Genomic DNA, 17784 nt, shown 5'->3' on the forward strand with positions numbered 1-17784 from the left:
GATTCTTGGTGAAGGTTGAACGCTTTAGGTCGGCTCGGACCAACAATTGCCGCGGTCGAGTCCCGTACGGCGTTGTTACGCTGTCCGGGATGCGTCTTGCGGTCGTGCGAACAGCCACTGTCGTACTCGTCGGCGCACTGCTGTGCTGGGTCGCCGGCCAACTGAACGGCCCCCGCGCGTCGGCCGGTTCGAATTTCGCCGGCATGGCGGTGTTCCTCGATCCCGGTCACAGCGGTGCCAACGACTCGTCGATAACCAGACAAGTTCCCAACGGCCGTGGCGGAACCAAGGACTGCCAGACCACCGGCACGTCGACCAACGACGGCTATCCGGAACACCGCTTCACCTGGGATGTGGCGTCCCGGGTCCGCGATTCCCTGGATCGTCTGGGCGTGCGCACTCAGCTGTCCCGCGCCGACGACGACTCCTCCGGTCCGTGTGTCGACCAGCGCGCTGCGGCCGCCAATGCCATGCGCCCGGACGCCATCGTCAGCATCCATGCCGACGGCGGACCGCCGTCGGGCCGAGGGTTCCACGTCAACTACTCGAGTCCTCCGCTCAACGCCGCGCAGGCGGGTCCGGCGATGCGGCTGGCCATAGCCATGCGCGACGCACTGTCCTTCGACGGACTGACCCCGTCGACGTACCTCGGCTCCAACGGCCTGTACGGCCGTGCCGATCTCGCCGGTTTGAATCTGGCCGACTATCCGGCCGTCTTGGTGGAGTTGGGCAACATGAGAAACAGCGATGAGGCCGCACTGATGGAGTCCGCAGACGGACGCGCCAAGTACGCCGCTGCGGTGACGCGGGGTGTGGTCGCCTACCTGACAAGCAAAACGCCTACTGCCTGACGTAGTGGCGGAGGCCATGCCGCGCAGTGTTCCGTAACGCCGAGTTCTGTTGCCGCACAGTCTGTTACCTGGCCGACGATTTCGCGCGACCGGCGCAACCTCCACCCAGCCGTCGGCATCGTGCTTCGCCGTGGGCCAGCGCGGGCTGACCATCCCCCTAATTACCGATGCACATCCGATGAGTGAGTGTCATTCCCGCCCCACGCCGATCGCCGTTGTTTTAGCGTTGAGCCCGCCTGGGCGTTGACGGGAGGTGTGCCCTGTGACGCAGCGTCGAACGGCCCTCGCCAGAGCCGTACTCAGTGCCGCCTGTGCGGTCCTGCTCGTCACCGGGTGCAGTGCCACCGTCGTGCACGGCCGGCCCTTGTCGATGCTCTGGGATCCGAACCGCGTCGGCGGCCTTCCCGCCACCAATGGACCCAGCGGCGCCCGTTCGAACGCCCCCCAGCCTTCCGGCACCGTGGAGAACACGGACGGCGGCCAAGTCGACCGCCTGGCGTTGTTGGCGCTCAACGACATCGAGGACTTCTGGCAGAAGAACTACTCGGAGTCACTGCAAGGCAGCTTCAGACCGGTGTCGACGATGCTGTCCTACGACGCGTCCGACCCCAGAAGCCCGTCGGCGTGCGGAGCGCCCACCTACAAGTTGGTCAACGCGTTCTACTGTCCGCCCGAAGACCTGATGGCATGGGACCGTGGCCGCCTGATGCCGTTGGCCACCAAGTACTTCGGCGTGATGTCGGTGAACGCGGTGCTGGCTCACGAATACGGGCACGCCGTGCAGCAGATGGCAAGAACCGTCAATCCCAGCACGCCCGGCCTCGTCGCCGAGCAACAGGCCGACTGCTTCTCCGGGGCCTACGTGCGCTGGGTCGCCGAAGGGAAGTCACCCCGATTCACGCTGAGTACCACCGACGGACTCGACCATGTGCTGGCCGGGGCCATCGAACTGAGAGATCCGGTGATGACGGTCGAGGACTCGAACGCCGATCCGCACGGCTCGGCGATGGACCGCGTCAGCGCCTTTCAAGTCGGTTTCGACACCGGTGCCGCCGCGTGCGCCAAGATCGACATGGATGAAATCACGCAGCGGCGCGGTGATCTGCCGACATCCCTGGAAGTCGACCCGGCAGGCAATGTCCAGACCGGCGAGGTGCGCGTCGACACCGACACCCTCTCGACGCTGATGGAGATTCTCGGTGAGGTCTTCCATCCCACCAACCCACCCACGCTGCATACCGATTCGCAAAGCTGTTCTGACGCAAGGACATCAGCGCCGGCGTCCTACTGCCCAGGCACCAACACCATCAACGTCGACATGCCCGCACTGCAAGACATGGGGGCGCCCGCCGACGAATCACAGTTGGTTTTGTTGCAAGGCGACAACACCGCGATTTCAGTCGTCACGTCGCGATACATGCTTGCGCTGCAACATGAGAAAGCGATGCCGCTCGACTCGCCGGCGGCGGCGTTGCGAACCGCGTGCCTGACCGGTGTGGCGCAACGCAGGATGGCCGAACCGGTCGGCGTGCCCTCGGGCAAGACGCTGGTGCTGACTGCCGGCGACGTCGACGAAGCGATCTCCGGTCTGCTGACCAACGGTCTCGTCGCAAGCGACACCAACGGCAGTACCGTGCCGGCCGGGTTCACAAGGATTCTCGCCTACCGGTCCGGTCTCGTCGGCGACGAGAACCAGTGCTATCAGCGATTCCCATGACACAGGACGACGCGCGATGAGCAGACCTTCCGAGCCGACGCGTCCGTGGTCCCCGCGGCCCGACCCGCAGCGTCAGCCGCAGGGCGGACAGGCGGAGATCCCGTGGTGGCAGCAGGTACGCCACGACCGGCCGCCGGCACCGCATTACTATCCGCAGCCGCCTTACGCCACGCCGCCCGCTGTCTCGACCGCCCCGCGCAAGAAATCCAACGGTGCGCTTGTGGTTGTCGGCGTCGTTGTCGGCGTGGTGCTGGCCGTAGCTGTTGTCGCTGCGGTCCTGTGGGCGCTGGGTCTGACGCATCGCAAAGAACTCGATGTCACATCAGCGGAGGACGGCGTCCGGCAAGTGCTCACCGACCCGACGAACGGTTACGGCCTCAGAGACGTCACCGGCGTCCGCTGCAACAACGGCGACAACCCTGCGGTCAAGAAAGGTGAGACCTTCTTCTGCGATGTGACGGTCGACGGTAGCAGGCACCGGGTGGCCGTGTTGTTCGTCGACGACAACGGAACATACGAGGTCGATAGACCGCGATAATCGTTGCAGCACAAGCATTTTCGTCTCGTAACTAGCGAAATATGTTTCCTCCGAACATTTCTCATGACATAGACTGCGGCCGAAGCGCAAATTGGCAAAAGAGCCAACGCTTCTCTTCGTGAACCAGGCTATATCGACTGCGTATTGTGAAGGGGTTCACAATTTTTGGCGGCTCAGAAACCGCTCTGTTAACGTCCCGCCGCGTGTTTGCTTTAGCAACGTTGATGAGCCTCATTACCCAGGTATCGGGCACGCCGTACGTCTCCGGCGGCGATTCGCCCGCCGGTACGGACTGTTCCGGCCTGGCGTCGTGGGTGAGCAACGTGGCGACCGGCAGGCCCGCATTCGGCAACCGGTTCACCACGCAGAATGAAGAAAGCGCCCTGCTCGCCCGAGGTTTTCAACATGGAACGCAGCCCGGGGCACTGGTGATCGGCTGGAACAGCTACCACACCGCGGTGACGCTGCCTGATGGCACATCCGTGTCGTCCGGCGAGCGCGGCGGGGTGAGGCTCGGTGGCCCGGGCGCATACCAGCCGCAGTTCACCCACCACATGTATCTGCCGGCGGAAGCGCTGGCCCCAGTCGAGGACCAGGCACCCGCACAAGACGCGCCGCAGCCGGACATGGTGCAACTAGCCGCTGACGTGGTCACCTCGCCGGCCCCCGAAGGCGCGCCGGAAGAGGCACCGCCTGCTGACGCACCGCCCGCTGAGCCCCCGCCTGTTGAGCCTCCGGCCGCCGACGCCTGACGACGCGCGACTACTGGCTCTGCTGAACCCTCGTATTAGGGCTCGGGACGACGACTCTGCCGGGTCCGTACAGCGCGTTCGACAGGCATCCCGGGATGCCGCCGCACGCGGTGAGGAGCTGCTGCGTGGGTGCACCCCCGCTGGTGGGGGGCGGCGCCACCGGCGCCGGGCACATGTCCACCGGCACACCCTCGGCCAGAACCGACATGTTGATGCCGCCACAGTCGGCAAGTGTCTGGGAGGGGGCAGCCTGGATGCCGATCGGAATCGCAACGACCGCCCCGGCCGCCGCTGCATAGGCCAGCACTCGCATCGAACGCCGCATGGTCAATCCCGCCCCTCGTCGAGTTCCCGGAGACATTGTGCCCATAGTTGCGGCGAAGCGCGAGTGCTCAGCGCACCAGTCGCCGCAGCAGCGCCGAGGCCGCCACGATGCCCGCGACCGCTGCGACAAATAACACTGCCATGTCGAGCAGCCAATTCGACGGCGTGCCGATCAACAGGCTGCGCAACACGTTCACCTCGTAGCTCAACGGGTTCACCGCCGACAGCCACCGCAGCCAGTGCGGCATCACGTCCACCGGATACAGCGCATTCGAGGCGAAAAACAGCGGCATCGTGATCGCCTGGCCGATACCCATCAGCCGATCCCGGTTGCGCACCAGCCCGGCCAACGTCATCGACAAGCACGCGAAGAACCCCGAGCCCAGCACCACCACAGCCATTGCGGCGACGACCCGCAGCGGATTCGTGGTCAGGTGCACGCCCATCAGGTACGCCAGCAGCAGCACCCCGACCACTTGAGCCACCGACCGCACGCCCGCTGCGAACGCCTTACCGGTGATCAACGCCGACGACGGCGCCGGCGTCACCATCAACTTGGCGAGGATGCCTGCGTCGCGGTCCCAGATGATTTGGATCCCGTAGAAGATCGAGATGAACAACGCCGACTGGGCGATGATGCCGGGCGCCAGAAACGCCAGATACGGCACTCCGCCGGTGTCGATGACGTGCAGGCGCGAGAACGTCTGCCCGAAGATGAGCAACCACAACGCGGGCTGCACCATGCGCGTGACCAGCTCGGCACGGTCGTGTGCCAGCTTCTGGAGCTCGACGAGTGAGAACGTGCCGATCCGGACGAACATCCCCTGCACCCGTCGCCAGCCTCGTGGTGCACGGACGATCCCGGCCTCGGCTCGGGGTTCAACTGACACGGCGCGCAGTCCTTCTGCTGGAACGGATGTCGCGCAGACCGGTCCGTGACGTCTCGTCGCCCAGATCGGAGCCCGCATAGTGGCGGAATACGTCTTCGAGGGTTGCGTTGCGTGACACGCTCGCCTTCAGCTGCTCCGGCGTGCCGATGGCCTGAAGCTTGCCGTGGTGCATCAGCGCAACGCGGTCACACAGTGCGTCCGCCTCTTCCATGTAGTGCGTGGTCAGCAGCACGGTCATGCCGAAATCGGCCTGCATGTCGGCGACGTGTGTCCAAACACCGTCGCGGGCAATCGGATCCAGGCCGACGGTCGGTTCGTCCAGGATCAGCAGCGACGGCCGGTTCACCAGTGCCTGCGCCAGCTCGAGCCGCCGGACCATTCCGCCGGAATAGGTGGTGGCGACCTCGTCTGCGACGTCGAGCAGGTTCATCGCCTCGAGCGCCTGATCCACGCGCTCGGCCCGCTGCCGTCGCGGCACGTCGTACAGCCTGGCGAACCACTCCACATTCTGCCGCCCGGTGAGGGCCGGCTCTATTGAAAGTTGTTGCGGCACATAGCCGATGTTGTAGCGGACATCCATGGTCTGTCGGCGGCTGTCAAGGCCGAAGATGAATACCTGACCGGCTTGCGGCGGCGTGAGCGTGGTGAGGACACGCACCACCGTGGTCTTGCCGGCACCGTTGGGACCGAGAAGCCCCATGGTCTCCCCCGGCCTCACTTGCAACGTGAAGTCGTCGACTGCGGTGAAGTCGCCGTACCGGTGCGTCAGATTCCGGCAGTCGACGGCCAACTCGGCGGCACTCATGTCTGCTTCTCCTGCAGTCGTCGGGTGATCTCGGCCAGCACCGACAGCCCTCGCGTCAGCGCGGCAAGCTGGTCGTCGTCGAGGTCGTCGAGCACCTCGGCAAGTGCAGCCCGCCCCGCGGCCCGCGACGCGTCGGCGATGTGCTGCGCCGACTCGGTGAGCCGCAGCCGGGCCACGCGGCGGTCGCCGGCGTCGACCGTGCGGGTGATCAGCCCGTCGGAGGCCAGCTTGGACACCAATGTGGAGGCGGTGTTGGGCACCAATCCCAGCTCCGCGGCGGCTTCCCGGATCGAGATGTCCGGACGCCTGCCGACCAGCCGCAACAGCTCTGCCTGCGATTCCGTCAACCCGGTGGTGTCGAAGCCCCGTCCCGCGGACCGCCGCAGCTGCCGGCGGAAGCGTCCGACGACAGCGAACACGTCCGTGACGAGGTCGGTGGTGGTCCGCATGACATCCCACGGTACCTCTGTTACAGAGCTATTTCACCTGCGCGGCCACCTCGGCGGCATCGCGTAGCTGGCCGATGTCCTTGCTCGTCGGAATCAGGTGCACTTCGTCGGTGCCGATGTCAGCGAAGGCACGCAAGACTGCAAGTAATTCGTCTTGTCTTCCGGCGAACCCCGTGAACGGCGCCATCGCGTCGACGTGCTGGGCGGGGATCCAGTTCATGTAGCGGCGCAAGTGCCGGTGCACCTGCTCGCGCGCGCCCGGCCCGAGCGCAAACCAGAACGACGTCGTCAGTCGCGGCGGCGGTTTGCCTTCTGCGGCCCACGCCGTTCGAGCGACGTCGAACAACGAGCCCACCTTGCCGACGTCGAGGTCAAGCGTCGTGCCCGCCAGCCCATCTGCCCATTTCGCCGCGCTCCGAACGGTTTTCGGGCCCATAGTGCCCACCAGCAGTGGCGGCCCGCCGCGCTGGACCGGCGGTGGACCGACCGGACACACTGACTCGGTGAGCCGCTCGCCCGCCCACACACGCTTCATCACAAGCGCCCGTTGTGCCATGTCGCGCATCGTCTGGGTGGCGGGGTCGGCGCCGACCGCGCGGTAGTCCTCGTGGCGGCCGCCCACGCCTAACCCGACGGTCAGCCGGCCGCCGCTGAGCATGTCGCCGGTGGCCAGCGCCTTGGCGAGCATGACCGGATCGTGCAGCTGGGGCACGACGACCGTCGTCACCAACTGCACCCGGTCGGTCCACGCCGCGAGAGCTCCAAGCAACGTCAGCGTGTCGGGGTTGTCGAACGCGATGCGCTCACCGAAACACGCTGAGGCAAAAGGGCCTTCGTCGATCACGCGCGCCCACGCCCGCAGCGTCGCGTGGTCCAGATCCGGCTCCATCACCGGCATGGTCATGCCTATTTGCACGCCAGTTCTCCTATGATGGCCGCCACCGGCGCGACCTTGGTCTTCTTGAATCCCGTTCCCGCCCAAACGTTGACGCCGTGCGGGTCACCGGCCCGCACAGCAGCCGCCCGCACCGGACTGGTCAGATAGTGGACGTGCGGATAGGCCAGCGGGGCCTGCGCGTCGTGCTCGTCGATGAAGCGGTTCCGCAGACCCCGGGCATACCTACCCGAAAACGCCTTTGTCACAGCCGTTTCCGTGAATTGTGCGTCCTGCAGCGCCGCGCGGTGCACCGGGCTGCTGCCGGCCTCATCGGACAGCAGGAACGCCGTGCCCAGTTGAGCGGCGACCGCACCCGCCCGCAGCACCGCGGCGACGTCGTCAGCGGTCATCAGTCCGCCAGCCGCCACCACCGGAACCGCCACGCGCGAGAGGACATCGGCGAGAAGCTCAGACAATGGCTGCGCGGCCGGGATGGCCGCAGGGTCATACGTGCCGCGGTGACCGCCCGCGGCCGGACCCTGCACGACGAGCGCATCGACACCGCGCGACACCGCACGTTCAGCCTCCGCCGCAGTGGTCACCGTCGCCGCGGTGGTGATACCGGCCCCGGCGAACCTGCGGATGTCCTCTGTGCTGGGCACGTCGAACGTGAACGACACGATCTCCGGCCGCACATCCAGCAGCATGTCCAGCTTCGGCGCCCACTTGTCGTCGTCGTAGCGCGCTTCACCCAGCTCTGCGCCGTAGCGCTCCGCCTCGCCGGCGAGCGCCTCGGCATACCGGTCGAGCTCAGCGCTATCAGCTGTATTGTCTTGCGGCACAAACACGTTCGCGCCCACCGGGCCGGTCGTCATTTTACGGGCGGCGGCGAGGCGGTCGGCGAAGTCGTCGACCGACAGGTATCCGCCGGCGACAAAACCGAGCCCGCCCGCGTCCGTGGCGGCGGCCGCCAATTGCGGTGTCGACGGGCCGCCCGCCATCGGCGCGGCGATCACCGGTACAGGCAGATCGGCGAACTGGAAAATACTCATCGCTACCTCGCAATCTGCCGCGAGTACAGCAGGCAGTCCTGCGGTCCGGGCGCTAGGTTCGGAAAGACGGTGTGGTCGGACACCCGGGCTTGCAGCACGAAGCCGCACTTCTCGAGTAGCCGGGCTGACCGCTTGTTGTCGACGTGGCAGGCCGCCGTCACCGACGCCACCTCCGGATCGCGCTGCATCTCAACCAGACCCAGCTCGATTGCTTCGGCCATCAGCCCCTGCCCCCACCACTGGGCGGCCAGGCAATAGCCCATTTCGACGGTGCGGCCCCGCAACCGCCGGTAGCCGAACTGACCTATCACCTGCCCGGACTCACGCAGCACAACCAGCCAGGTGTGGTCGTCGCCCTGGTTGAACAGCTGGGTGATCACCCGACGCGTCTCCTCCACATCACGGTGCGGCGGCCATGACAGGAACTTCGTGACCGCCGGGTCGGAGGTGATCGCCGAGAACAACTCCTCCGCGTCTTCGGCCCTCGGTTCGCGCAAGAGAACGCGCGGGCCGGAAACGACGGGGGCCATGCTCCGATACTGTATTCGCGCCCTTTTGCCGGCCGCGACCGGCTGGTTGACTGGTCCTACTATGTCTATCGCGTTCAACCACACCATCGTCGCCGCACACGACAAGAACGTGTCGGCTCGGTTCTTCACCGAATTGTTCGGCTTGCCGGAGCCCAGGCCGTTCGGCCACTTCCTCGCGGTCCAGCTCGACCATGGCGCCACTTTGGACTACGCCGACACCGACGGGGACATTCGCCCGCAGCACTACGCATTTCTGGTCTCAGAAGACGACTTCGACGCCATCTACGGCCGCATCCGCGAGCGGGGCCTGGAGCACTGGGCCGATCCGCGGGGCGCCCGGCCTGGGCAGATCAACCACAACGACGGCGGCCGCGGCGTGTACTTCCGCGATCCGGCCGGTCATTTCCTCGAGATCATCACCAGGCCTTACGGTTCGGGCGCCTGACTACCGCTGACTAGAGTGTGACCTCGTTCAGTTTTCCGGTCGCGACGTCGAAGACGAACCCGCGCAGCGACTCGTGTTTGGTGACGAAGGGGCTGGCCTCGATGCGGCGGATGGACTGACGCACATCCTCTTCGAGGTCGCTGAACGCCTCTGCCGCCCATTCCGGTTTGATGCCGGTCTCGTCCTGGATCGACCGTTTGAAGTCGTCGTCGGTGAAAGTCAGCATGCCGCAATCGGTGTGGTGGATCAGGATGATCTCCGTGGTGCCGAGCAGTCGTTGGCTGATGGCCAGCGACCGGATCTCGTCGTCGGTGACCACGCCGCCGGCGTTACGGATCACGTGCGCCTCGCCCTCTTTGAGGCCGAGGATCCGATACACGTCCAGGCGGGCGTCCATGCACGCGACCACCGCGACGTGCTTGCTCGGCGGCAGGGGTAGCGGACCCTTGAAGTTCCTGGCGTACTCGGCGTTGTTGGCCAGATACTCGTCGGTCACGCTCATGGGGACCTCCAGGATGCGGCGGGCAACCGATGGCAGGCCGATGCTACCAACGGCGGAGCTTTCATCGGGCGGTCATGATCAGCCAGATTCTTGGTACAAACTGGCGCTTGCGAACCGCCGAATAGCCGATAAGCGGCGCGCCGGTGGGCTCATCTCCTACATTGGCCGCATGCGCGCGGGCGGCAGGGCGGGATGATCGGCTTCCTGACCCGTCGGCTGCTCAAGCACGTGGTGCTGCTTGTGTTCGCGTCGTTTCTGACGTTCAGCCTCACGTCGGTGACCTTCCATCCGCTCGACAGCCTTCTTCAGCGCAATCCGCGACCGCCGCAGTCGGTCATCGACACGAAAGCGGCCGAACTGGATCTCGACAAGCCGATACCGGTGCGCTACGGCAAGTGGGTGTCGGGGGCGGTGCGCGGCGATTTCGGCACGACTGTCGGTGGTCAACCCGTCTCCGAAGAGCTGTGGCGGCGGATCGGAATCAGCCTGCGCCTCGTGGTGACAGGCATGGTGATCGGCACCGTCGTCGGCGTGGTCATCGGAGCGTGGGGCGCAATTCGCCAGTACCGGCTGAGCGATCGCGTGATCACCGCGTTGTCGCTGCTGGTCCTCAGCGTCCCGACCTTCGTCATGGCAAATCTGCTGATTCTGGGTGCCCTGCGGATCAATTCGTTGTTCGGCGTGCAACTGTTCGAGTACACCGGAGAGCTTTCGGCGGGTGGGCATGGCGGCTGGTGGGCTGAGCTGGTCGACAGGTTGCAGCATCTGGTGCTGCCGACGCTGACGCTGGCACTGGTCTCGATGGCCGGCTACAGCAGATACCAGCGCAACGCGATGCTCGACGTGCTCGGCCAGGATTTCATTCGGACCGCCCGCGCCAAGGGGCTGACACGGCGGCGCGCGCTGTTCAAGCATGGGCTGCGCACGGCGCTGATACCGATGGCCACGCTGTTCGCGTTCAGCATCAGCGGTCTGGTCGGCGGCGCGGTGTTCGTCGAGAAGATCTTCGGCTGGCACGGCATCGGCGAGTGGGTGGTGCAGGGCATCTCGACCCAGGACACCAATATCGTGGTCGCGGTGACGCTGTTCGCCGCTGCGATGGTTCTGATGGGCGGGTTGCTCTCCGACGTCATCTACGCACTGCTGGATCCGAGGGTGCGGGTGACATGACCCAGCCGCAGGTCGTCCAAAAAAGCGTGGAATCAACCGAATTCGTGTCGCGGCGCGCACTGGTGCTGCGACGGTTCCTGCGCAACGAAGCCGCGGTGGTGGCGTTCATCCTGCTGGTGATGTTGTTCGTCGCCTGTTATGCGCTGCCGCCACTATTGCCGCACGGCTACACCGATCTGGACTACTCGGCGCTGCAAGAGCCGCCCTCGCCGGATCACCCCTTCGGCACCAACTCGCTGGGCCAGGACATCTTGGCGCAGACCTTGCGAGGCATGCAGAAGTCGATGCTGATCGGCGTCTGTGTAGCGGTCATCTCCGCGACGATCGCCGCGACTGTCGGCACGATCAGTGGGTTTTTCGGCGGCTGGCGCGACGCCGTGCTGATGTTCGTCGTCGACCTGCTGCTCGTGGTGCCGTCATTGATTCTGATCGCGATCGTCACGCCGCGCACCAAGCAATCCGGCACCGTCTTCTGGCTCATCCTGCTGCTGGCCGTCTTCAGCTGGATGATCAGCTCACGGATGGTACGCGGCCTGACCATGAGCCTGCGCCAGCGCGAATTCGTCGCTGCGGCAAGGTATATGGGTGTGCCGAACCGGCGCATCATCGTCCGCCACATCCTTCCGAACGTCGCGTCGATCCTGATCATCGACACCGCGCTCAACGTCGGGCTGATGATTCTGGCCGAAACCGGGCTCAGTTACCTGGGATTCGGCGTTCAGCCACCCGACGTGTCGCTGGGCACGCTGATCGCCGACGGCACCAGTTCCGCGACCACGTTCCCGTGGGTGTTCTTGTTCCCCGCAGGCGTGCTGGTGGTGATCCTGTTCTGCGCCATCCTCATCGGCGACGGATTGCGCGACGCGCTGGATCCCAGCAGCGGCACGCTGCGACGGCGAAGGACGCCCGCGCGCCGGAGACCGCGCGCATGAGCCCGCTGCTGGAAGTCGCCGACCTGCGCGTCAGCTTCCCCACCGACACCGACACGGTCGCGGCCGTCCGCGGCCTGAGCTATTCCGTCGGAGCCGGCGAAGTGGTGGCGATCGTCGGCGAATCAGGTTCCGGGAAGTCTGCTTCGGCCATGGCGGTCATCGGCTTGCTGCCCGAGTACGCAGAGGTGTCGGGCTCGGTGCGGCTGCGCGGCGACGAACTGCTCGGCATGCCCGACAAGAAGATCTCGCGCATTCGCGGCAAATCGATCGGCACGGTGTTCCAGGACCCCATGTCTGCGCTGACACCGGTCTACACCGTCGGCGATCAGGTCGCCGAGGCGATCCAGATCCACCAGCCGGGCGTCACCCGCCGCGCAGCGCGCGAGCGAGCGGTCGAGCTGCTCGACCTCGTCGGCATCCGCCAACCGCACCGGCGGATTCGGGCGTTTCCGCACGAGTTGTCAGGGGGCGAGCGGCAGCGCGTGGTGATTGCGATCGCGATCGCCAACGATCCCGATCTGTTGATCTGCGACGAGCCCACCACTGCGCTGGACGTGACTGTGCAGGCGCAGATTCTCGACGTACTCAAAACCGCGCGCGATGTGACCGGCGCCGGGGTGGTGATCATCACCCACGACCTCGGTGTGGTCGCCGAATTCGCCGACCGTGCGCTGGTGATGTACGCCGGCCGCGCGGTGGAGGTGGCCGACGTCGACACGCTCTACGGTGACCGGCGGATGCCGTACACCGCCGGGCTGCTCGGCTCGGTGCCGCGACTCGACGCGTCGCGCGGCGCACGGCTGGTCCCGATTCCCGGCAGCCCGCCCTCCCTGGCGATGCCCGTGACTGACGCTTGCCCCTTCGCGCCGCGCTGTCCGCTCGCGATCGACGAATGCCTTACCGCCGAGCCAGAACTCGTCACGGTGGGGCCCGCACATCGCGCTGCGTGCATCAGGACCGAACACGTCGCCGGCCGCAGTGCCGCCGAGATCTACGGGGTGCCCACCGCGCCGCCACCGCGCGTCGAGTCGGGCCACGAGACGGTGGTGGTGCGGGTACGCGATCTGGTGAGAACCTATCGGCTGACCAAGGGTGTGGTGTTTCGGCGCCAGGTCGGCGAGGTCAGGGCGGTCGACGGCGTCAGCTTCGAACTGCGCGAAGGCCGCACGCTGGGAATCGTCGGCGAGTCGGGTTCGGGCAAATCCACGACGCTGCACCAGATCCTCGAGCTGGCGCCACCGCAGGCCGGCTCCATCGAGGTGCTGGGCTCCGACGTCGCCACCCTGGACGCTCGAAGCCGACGCGCGCTGCGCGGCGACGTACAGGTGGTGTTCCAGGATCCGGTCGCGTCGCTGGATCCCCGGTTACCGGTGTCCGATGTGATCGCAGAGCCCTTGCTGGCCAACGGTTTTGACAAGAAGCGCGCCGACCAACGCGTGGGCGAGCTGCTGGACATCGTCGGGCTGCGCCGCGCCGACGCGCCGCGGTATCCGGCCGAGTTCTCCGGCGGCCAAAAGCAGCGCATCGGCATCGCGAGGGCACTGGCCCTGCAGCCGAAGGTCCTGGCCCTCGACGAACCGGTCTCAGCGCTGGACGTCTCGATCCAGGCCGGAATCATCAACCTTCTGCTGGATCTCCAAGAGCAGTTCGGTCTTTCATACCTGTTCGTGTCGCACGACTTGTCTGTGGTCAAGCATTTGGCCCACGACGTCGCGGTGATGTACAAGGGCACTGTCGTGGAGCAAGGCGACACCGACCGCGTGCTGAGCGATCCGCAACATGACTACACCAAGCGGCTTCTCAAGGCCGTACCGCAACCGCCGCCGGACGTCGCCGGTTCGTCCGATGCCGAGCCGCCGACGCAGCGCGGCGCGGACACGCCACCGCCACCGCCTCCCTCGGCGAGACCGCCGCAACAACCTCCGCCACCACCACCGCCCGAACAAGGCGTAGGCAAATCAGCGGTGAAAATCGTTGCGACACTGGGGGTGATCGTCGCGCTGGTGGTGATCGGGGTGCTGGCCACCAGGCTGGGTGGCGATCGCCACGGCACCACCGGAACCGGGGCCGCCGAGCTGGGCACCACCAACGACATCAACCAGCAGAACCCGACCAGCCTGATCGACGGCGGAACGCTGCGGCTGTCGCTGAGCGAGTTCCCTGTCAACTGGAACATCCTCCACATCGACGGCAACAGCGCCGACACCGCGTCGATGATGAAGGCGACGCTGCCGCGGGCGTTCATCATCAAGCCTGATGGCTCCACCACGCTCAACACCGACTACTTCACCAGCATCGAACTGACCAAAACCAATCCGCAGGTGGTTACCTATACGATCAACCCGAAAGCGGTGTGGTCGGACGGATCTCCACTCACCTGGGAAGACATCGCGGCACAGATCCATGCACTCAGCGGTAAGGACCCCGCGTTCGCGATCGCGAGCCCCAACGGAGCCGAACGTGTCGCGTCGGTCACCCGAGGGGTCGACGACCGGCAGGCTGTCATGACGTTCGCCAAGCCCTACGCGGATTGGAAGGGCATGTTCGCGGGCAACGGAATGCTGTTGCCGCGCAGCATGACCTCGACCCCGGAGACGTTCAACAAGGCGCAACTCGACGGCCCCGGCCCGTCCGCCGGACCGTTCGTCTTCACCACGGTGGACAGGTCGGCGCAGCGAATTGTGTTGACGCGCAATACCAAATGGTGGGGCCAGCGACCGCGGCTGAATTCGATCACCTACACCGTCCTGGACCCGGCGGCGATCATTCCCGCACTGCAGAACAACGCGATCGACGCGGCCGGACTGGCCTCGTTGGACGACCTGATGCGCGCGCGCAGTTCGCCGGGAATCTCGATTCGCCGCGCCCCGGGTGCCAGTTGGACACACTTCACGTTCAACGGGGCGCCGGGTTCGATCCTCGCCGACCGCAAGCTCCGGCTGGCGATCATGAAAGGCATTGACCGCCAAGCAATTGTCAACGTCAGCCAGCGGGGCCTGGTCAACAACCCCAAGCCGCTGAACAATCACATCTACGTCGCCGGGCAGGAGGGCTACCAGAACAACAGCAACGTGGTGGCCTTCAACCCCGATCAGGCACGCCGAGAACTCGACGATCTGGGCTGGAAACTCAACGGTCCCTTCCGTCAGAAAGACGGCCGCACGTTGTCGATTCGACTTGTTCTGTTCGACGCGCTCTCCGGTCGCCAGATCGCCCAAGTCGCTCAGAACAGACTGGCGCAGATCGGGGTGAAGCTGGATATCGACGCCAAGGGCGGCGGTGGTTTCTTCTCGAAGTACATCAACACCGGCGACTTCGACATCGCGCTGTTCGGCTGGGTAGGCGACGCATTCCCCCTGGCGAGCCTGACGCAGATCTATGCGTCATACGGGGAGAGCAACTACGGCAAGATCGGCAGCCCGGAGATCGACGCGAAAATCGAAGAGACCCTGGCCGAACTGGATTCCGGTGCGGCGCGGCGGCTGGCCAACGAACTCGACGTGATGATCTGGGACATCGGCTTCAGCCTGCCGCTGATGCAGTCGCCGGGAAATGTCGCCGTGCGGAGCAGTCTCGCCAACTTCGGCCCGGCCGGCCTCGGCGACCTGAACTACACCGCAATCGGTTTCATGAAGTAACGGCAGCGCGGGGGACCAACCGCGGCAGTATGCGCTCGACGGCCGTCGCGACCGAGATCGCCGCCACCATCAGGCGTAGCGCGGGGCTTGTGGGCAGCTCATCCAGCGCGGCGGCACGGTCTGCCAATGACTGAACGTGATCGTGCATCACGGCTTGTGCGATCTGCAGGGCGGCTCGCTCCCGGCTGTCCAGCGCGCTGTGGCCGGCCGTCGGCAGCCTCACCAATACCGCGCCGGGAATCAGCGAGACGATCCGGTTGGCGATGGCAGGCGGCGTGATGAGGTCGCGGCCGCCCGACACCACGACGGTGGGCCAGGCGAACGCCGGCATCTCGGCCGCCAGGTCGTAGGGTTCGGCCTCGAAAGGGACCGGGTCGAACGCGAACTCGCGGTAGGCGGCCGCGGGATCCAGCGGCGAGCCGTCGGGCACGTCGCCGTAGTTGAGTTCGCGAAAACCGATGCGGTCCACCAGGTCTGGTTCGTTGCGGTAGGGCGCCTTGCGGCCGATCAGCAGCCGGGTCAGACGATCGATCAGCGTCCACACCGCGTAACGGCCCTGCAGCAGCAGGTCGAACTGGCGATTCAGCAGTGCCGGTCCGCCGAGCCCGTAGGCCGCCGCGACGAGTTGGCCGGCCGCCGGGGTGAGCACGCCGTCGGTCACCAGCTGGCGGACCTTCGGCGCCAAGCTGGCGGTCTCCGGCTCGGTGCCCTCCCACAGCACGCGGCGGATGGCGGCCCGCACCTCGTGGATGTCAGCCGCGGACAGCACCGGCGAGTCGAGGACCATGGCGTGTACCCGCTGCGGATGGCGTACGCCGACGCCGGCGGCGACATAGCTGCCGTACGAGGCGCCGTAGAGGATCGCCTTGTCGACGTGCGCGTCGTCGAGCACGGCGACGATGTCGTTGACGACCTGCTCGATGGTCAGCGCCTCCGGAGGAAGGTCGGCGCCGGCGTCGTCGTGGCGCGACATGCCCACGCCGCGGTGCTCGACCATGATCACGTCCAAGCCGGCCGTGGCCGCTCGGCGGCGGAAACCGCGGTAGAGGGCAATTGACGCCGCACCGGGCCCGCCCGGGATCACCACCAGGGGGTGAGCGGACTTGCGCCCGCTACGCACGTAGTACAGGTCGAACTCTTCGGCGGCGTCCGGCGTCACCGGTCGGCGCACCGAGCGCACGCCGGGCAATGACGCCAGCTTCCGGTGCGCGCGGCGACGCTTGGCGTTCATCGTCATCACCGGCCATTGTGCCGGTCCGGCGCGCGGGGCGTGCGCCCCGCAGCATCATGCCCGGGAGGTCGTACCCAACGCCGGCGCGATGACGTTGTTCCACGACTCGTGCATTTCCGACTCGAACAGGCCCCACGTGTGCGCGCCTTCCGGCCGGACCACGAACGTGATCGGAACGCCGGCAGCCTTGGCGGCGTCGGCGAACTGCTGGGTGCAGTTCAGCGTGATGCTCTCGACGAGCTGGCCGCCGACGGGCGTGGGAAAGTCGGCAGGCAGCTTGTCGACCTCACCCACGGCGCCGGTGGACGCGGCGGCGTACACGGCCACGCCCTTGAGCTTGGTGACGTTCTTCGACGGGTCGTGCGCCACCCAGTCCGGTCCGCCCAGCGGACCCCACATGTTGGCGGCGTTGGCCCCGCTGGGCACCAGTGACAGCGCAATCTGTTGCGCCTGATTGGGATCCGACGTCGCCGGGCAGCCGCTGTAGGAGCCCGCCGCGCGGTACAGACCGGGCGCTTGGGTCGCGAGATCCAGTGCGGCGCCGCCGCTCATCGACAGGCCACCAATTGCGTTGCGGCCGTTGGTTTTCAACTCCTGGTTGATCAGCGGCGGCAGTTCCTGGGTCAGGTAGGTCTGCCACTTGTTGCGTCCGAGGGCGGGATCGTCGGCAAGCCAATCGGTGTAGTAGCTGTACTGCCCGCCGATCGGCGAGACAACGTTGACATTCTGGTTGGCGAAGAAGCCCTGGATGTCGGTGAGCCCGAACCAGCCCTTGTTGTCCAGCCCGCCGTCAATTCCGTTCAGCAGATAGAAGACCGGCGCCGAGGCACCGGGGGCCTTATACACGTCGTTGACGATGACCTTGTCCATCGACGGGGAATACACCGATATCTTGACCCAGCGATCGTTGACCGGCTCGATTCCGGTTATCCGTGCGCCTGCAGGATCGGCGAAAGCGACCGATTTTGGCAAAAGCGACAACATGAGCAACAGCACAGCAAGGACGCACGCACGATTCTTCAGTTGGGTCACCGGGTGATTATGGGGTGCCGTCCACAGCAAGGCAACAGCGACACCAGCG

Annotated in this window: 18 protein-coding genes and 1 pseudogene; 9 read left to right on the forward strand and 10 right to left on the reverse strand. The window is 66.1% G+C overall.

The genetic code is table 11. The features are described 5' to 3' along the window. Positions 1–89: 89 nt before the first annotated feature. The 4 genes from AC5Y4N_RS20810 to AC5Y4N_RS20825 all read left to right on the forward strand — a co-directional run bounded on the left by AC5Y4N_RS20810 (position 90) and on the right by AC5Y4N_RS20825 (position 3858). The gene (locus tag AC5Y4N_RS20810; protein WP_499912750.1) at positions 90–851 is read left to right on the forward strand and encodes an Rv3717 family N-acetylmuramoyl-L-alanine amidase; all 762 of its coding nucleotides are present in this window, start codon (positions 90–92) and stop codon (positions 849–851) included. A 253-nt stretch (positions 852–1104) separates the two neighbouring features. Next, on the forward strand, positions 1105–2568 hold the full coding sequence (locus AC5Y4N_RS20815) for a neutral zinc metallopeptidase (protein ID WP_499912748.1): 1464 nt from the start codon (positions 1105–1107) through the stop codon (positions 2566–2568). A 16-nt stretch (positions 2569–2584) separates the two neighbouring features. After that, positions 2585–3106: a DUF4333 domain-containing protein gene (locus tag AC5Y4N_RS20820; protein WP_499912746.1), complete on the forward strand. Its 522-nt coding sequence runs from the start codon at positions 2585–2587 to the stop codon at positions 3104–3106. A 224-nt stretch (positions 3107–3330) separates the two neighbouring features. Continuing rightward, positions 3331–3858 carry a peptidoglycan endopeptidase gene (locus AC5Y4N_RS20825; protein WP_499912744.1) on the forward strand — a complete coding sequence of 176 codons (528 nt, stop codon included), beginning with the start codon at positions 3331–3333 and terminating at the stop codon, positions 3856–3858. A gap of 10 nt (positions 3859–3868) precedes the next feature. On the opposite strand, the gene AC5Y4N_RS20830 is transcribed toward AC5Y4N_RS20825, so the two are convergent. The 7 genes from AC5Y4N_RS20830 to AC5Y4N_RS20860 all read right to left on the reverse strand — a co-directional run bounded on the left by AC5Y4N_RS20830 (position 3869) and on the right by AC5Y4N_RS20860 (position 8785). Then, positions 3869–4183 (reverse strand): hypothetical protein, encoded by a 315-nt coding sequence (locus tag AC5Y4N_RS20830; protein ID WP_499912741.1) that lies wholly within the window; start codon positions 4181–4183, stop codon positions 3869–3871. 67 nt (positions 4184–4250) lie between these two features. Beyond that, positions 4251–5003, reverse strand: a complete 753-nt coding sequence (locus AC5Y4N_RS20835; RefSeq protein WP_499912761.1) for an ABC transporter permease — start codon at positions 5001–5003, stop codon at positions 4251–4253. Positions 5004–5061: 58 nt separating this feature from the next. Next, positions 5062–5877: an ATP-binding cassette domain-containing protein gene (locus AC5Y4N_RS20840; RefSeq protein ID WP_499912737.1), complete on the reverse strand. Its 816-nt coding sequence runs from the start codon at positions 5875–5877 to the stop codon at positions 5062–5064. Then, the gene (locus AC5Y4N_RS20845) at positions 5874–6326 is read right to left on the reverse strand and encodes a MarR family winged helix-turn-helix transcriptional regulator (protein ID WP_499912735.1); all 453 of its coding nucleotides are present in this window, start codon (positions 6324–6326) and stop codon (positions 5874–5876) included. The genes AC5Y4N_RS20840 and AC5Y4N_RS20845 overlap by 4 nt, the downstream gene beginning before the upstream one ends. A gap of 28 nt (positions 6327–6354) precedes the next feature. Next, on the reverse strand, positions 6355–7230 hold the full coding sequence (locus tag AC5Y4N_RS20850; RefSeq protein WP_499912759.1) for an LLM class flavin-dependent oxidoreductase: 876 nt from the start codon (positions 7228–7230) through the stop codon (positions 6355–6357). A 2-nt stretch (positions 7231–7232) separates the two neighbouring features. Beyond that, complete coding sequence (locus tag AC5Y4N_RS20855; RefSeq protein WP_499912733.1) at positions 7233–8255, reverse strand: nitronate monooxygenase; 1023 nt, start codon at positions 8253–8255, stop codon at positions 7233–7235. Between the two features lie 2 nt (positions 8256–8257). After that, positions 8258–8785: a GNAT family N-acetyltransferase gene (locus AC5Y4N_RS20860; protein ID WP_499912731.1), complete on the reverse strand. Its 528-nt coding sequence runs from the start codon at positions 8783–8785 to the stop codon at positions 8258–8260. A gap of 61 nt (positions 8786–8846) precedes the next feature. Here AC5Y4N_RS20860 and AC5Y4N_RS20865 point away from each other — a divergent pair, with 61 nt between their 5' ends. Further along, a complete protein-coding gene (locus AC5Y4N_RS20865) occupies positions 8847–9230 on the forward strand; it encodes a VOC family protein (RefSeq protein WP_499912729.1) in 384 nt (127 codons plus the stop codon). A 10-nt stretch (positions 9231–9240) separates the two neighbouring features. On the opposite strand, the gene AC5Y4N_RS20870 is transcribed toward AC5Y4N_RS20865, so the two are convergent. Further along, positions 9241–9732 carry a beta-class carbonic anhydrase gene (locus AC5Y4N_RS20870; protein ID WP_499912727.1) on the reverse strand — a complete coding sequence of 164 codons (492 nt, stop codon included), beginning with the start codon at positions 9730–9732 and terminating at the stop codon, positions 9241–9243. Between the two features lie 192 nt (positions 9733–9924). Between AC5Y4N_RS20870 and AC5Y4N_RS20875 the strand changes: the two genes are divergently transcribed. The 4 genes and pseudogenes from AC5Y4N_RS20875 to AC5Y4N_RS20890 all read left to right on the forward strand — a co-directional run bounded on the left by AC5Y4N_RS20875 (position 9925) and on the right by AC5Y4N_RS20890 (position 15472). Further along, complete coding sequence (locus tag AC5Y4N_RS20875; protein WP_499912725.1) at positions 9925–10902, forward strand: ABC transporter permease; 978 nt, start codon at positions 9925–9927, stop codon at positions 10900–10902. Next, positions 10899–11834 carry an ABC transporter permease gene (locus AC5Y4N_RS20880; protein ID WP_499912723.1) on the forward strand — a complete coding sequence of 312 codons (936 nt, stop codon included), beginning with the start codon at positions 10899–10901 and terminating at the stop codon, positions 11832–11834. The genes AC5Y4N_RS20875 and AC5Y4N_RS20880 overlap by 4 nt, the downstream gene beginning before the upstream one ends. Then, positions 11831–13660, forward strand: a pseudogene (locus AC5Y4N_RS20885) (dipeptide ABC transporter ATP-binding protein); the annotation flags it as partial. The gene AC5Y4N_RS20880 and the pseudogene AC5Y4N_RS20885, both read left to right, overlap by 4 nt. Positions 13661–13843: 183 nt before the next feature. After that, positions 13844–15472, forward strand: a complete 1629-nt coding sequence (locus AC5Y4N_RS20890) for an ABC transporter family substrate-binding protein (RefSeq protein WP_499940555.1) — start codon at positions 13844–13846, stop codon at positions 15470–15472. On the opposite strand, the gene AC5Y4N_RS20895 is transcribed toward AC5Y4N_RS20890, so the two are convergent. Further along, positions 15462–16709, reverse strand: a complete 1248-nt coding sequence (locus AC5Y4N_RS20895; protein ID WP_499912721.1) for an alpha/beta fold hydrolase — start codon at positions 16707–16709, stop codon at positions 15462–15464. The genes AC5Y4N_RS20890 and AC5Y4N_RS20895 overlap by 11 nt on opposite strands. Positions 16710–16757: 48 nt before the next feature. Further along, the gene (locus AC5Y4N_RS20900) at positions 16758–17735 is read right to left on the reverse strand and encodes an alpha/beta hydrolase (RefSeq protein ID WP_499912719.1); all 978 of its coding nucleotides are present in this window, start codon (positions 17733–17735) and stop codon (positions 16758–16760) included. Positions 17736–17784 lie beyond the last annotated feature (49 nt).

Source organism: Mycobacterium sp. NGS19 (assembly GCF_059813155.1).

Excerpts from the sequence above, each read along its gene's own strand:
- AC5Y4N_RS20810 (WP_499912750.1), top strand. The coding sequence starts at position 90 with ATGCGTCTTGCGGTCGTGCGAACAGCCACTGTCGTACTCGTCGGCGCA.
- AC5Y4N_RS20820 (WP_499912746.1), top strand. The coding sequence starts at position 2,585 with ATGAGCAGACCTTCCGAGCCGACGCGTCCGTGGTCCCCGCGGCCCGAC.
- AC5Y4N_RS20825 (WP_499912744.1), top strand. The coding sequence starts at position 3,331 with ATGAGCCTCATTACCCAGGTATCGGGCACGCCGTACGTCTCCGGCGGC.
- AC5Y4N_RS20830 (WP_499912741.1), bottom strand. The coding sequence starts at position 4,183 with ATGCGGCGTTCGATGCGAGTGCTGGCCTATGCAGCGGCGGCCGGGGCG.
- AC5Y4N_RS20835 (WP_499912761.1), bottom strand. The coding sequence starts at position 5,003 with ATGTTCGTCCGGATCGGCACGTTCTCACTCGTCGAGCTCCAGAAGCTG.
- AC5Y4N_RS20840 (WP_499912737.1), bottom strand. The coding sequence starts at position 5,877 with ATGAGTGCCGCCGAGTTGGCCGTCGACTGCCGGAATCTGACGCACCGG.
- AC5Y4N_RS20845 (WP_499912735.1), bottom strand. The coding sequence starts at position 6,326 with ATGCGGACCACCACCGACCTCGTCACGGACGTGTTCGCTGTCGTCGGA.
- AC5Y4N_RS20850 (WP_499912759.1), bottom strand. The coding sequence starts at position 7,230 with ATGACCATGCCGGTGATGGAGCCGGATCTGGACCACGCGACGCTGCGG.
- AC5Y4N_RS20855 (WP_499912733.1), bottom strand. The coding sequence starts at position 8,255 with ATGAGTATTTTCCAGTTCGCCGATCTGCCTGTACCGGTGATCGCCGCG.
- AC5Y4N_RS20860 (WP_499912731.1), bottom strand. The coding sequence starts at position 8,785 with ATGGCCCCCGTCGTTTCCGGCCCGCGCGTTCTCTTGCGCGAACCGAGG.
- AC5Y4N_RS20865 (WP_499912729.1), top strand. The coding sequence starts at position 8,847 with ATGTCTATCGCGTTCAACCACACCATCGTCGCCGCACACGACAAGAAC.
- AC5Y4N_RS20870 (WP_499912727.1), bottom strand. The coding sequence starts at position 9,732 with ATGAGCGTGACCGACGAGTATCTGGCCAACAACGCCGAGTACGCCAGG.
- AC5Y4N_RS20875 (WP_499912725.1), top strand. The coding sequence starts at position 9,925 with ATGATCGGCTTCCTGACCCGTCGGCTGCTCAAGCACGTGGTGCTGCTT.
- AC5Y4N_RS20880 (WP_499912723.1), top strand. The coding sequence starts at position 10,899 with ATGACCCAGCCGCAGGTCGTCCAAAAAAGCGTGGAATCAACCGAATTC.
- AC5Y4N_RS20895 (WP_499912721.1), bottom strand. The coding sequence starts at position 16,709 with ATGACGATGAACGCCAAGCGTCGCCGCGCGCACCGGAAGCTGGCGTCA.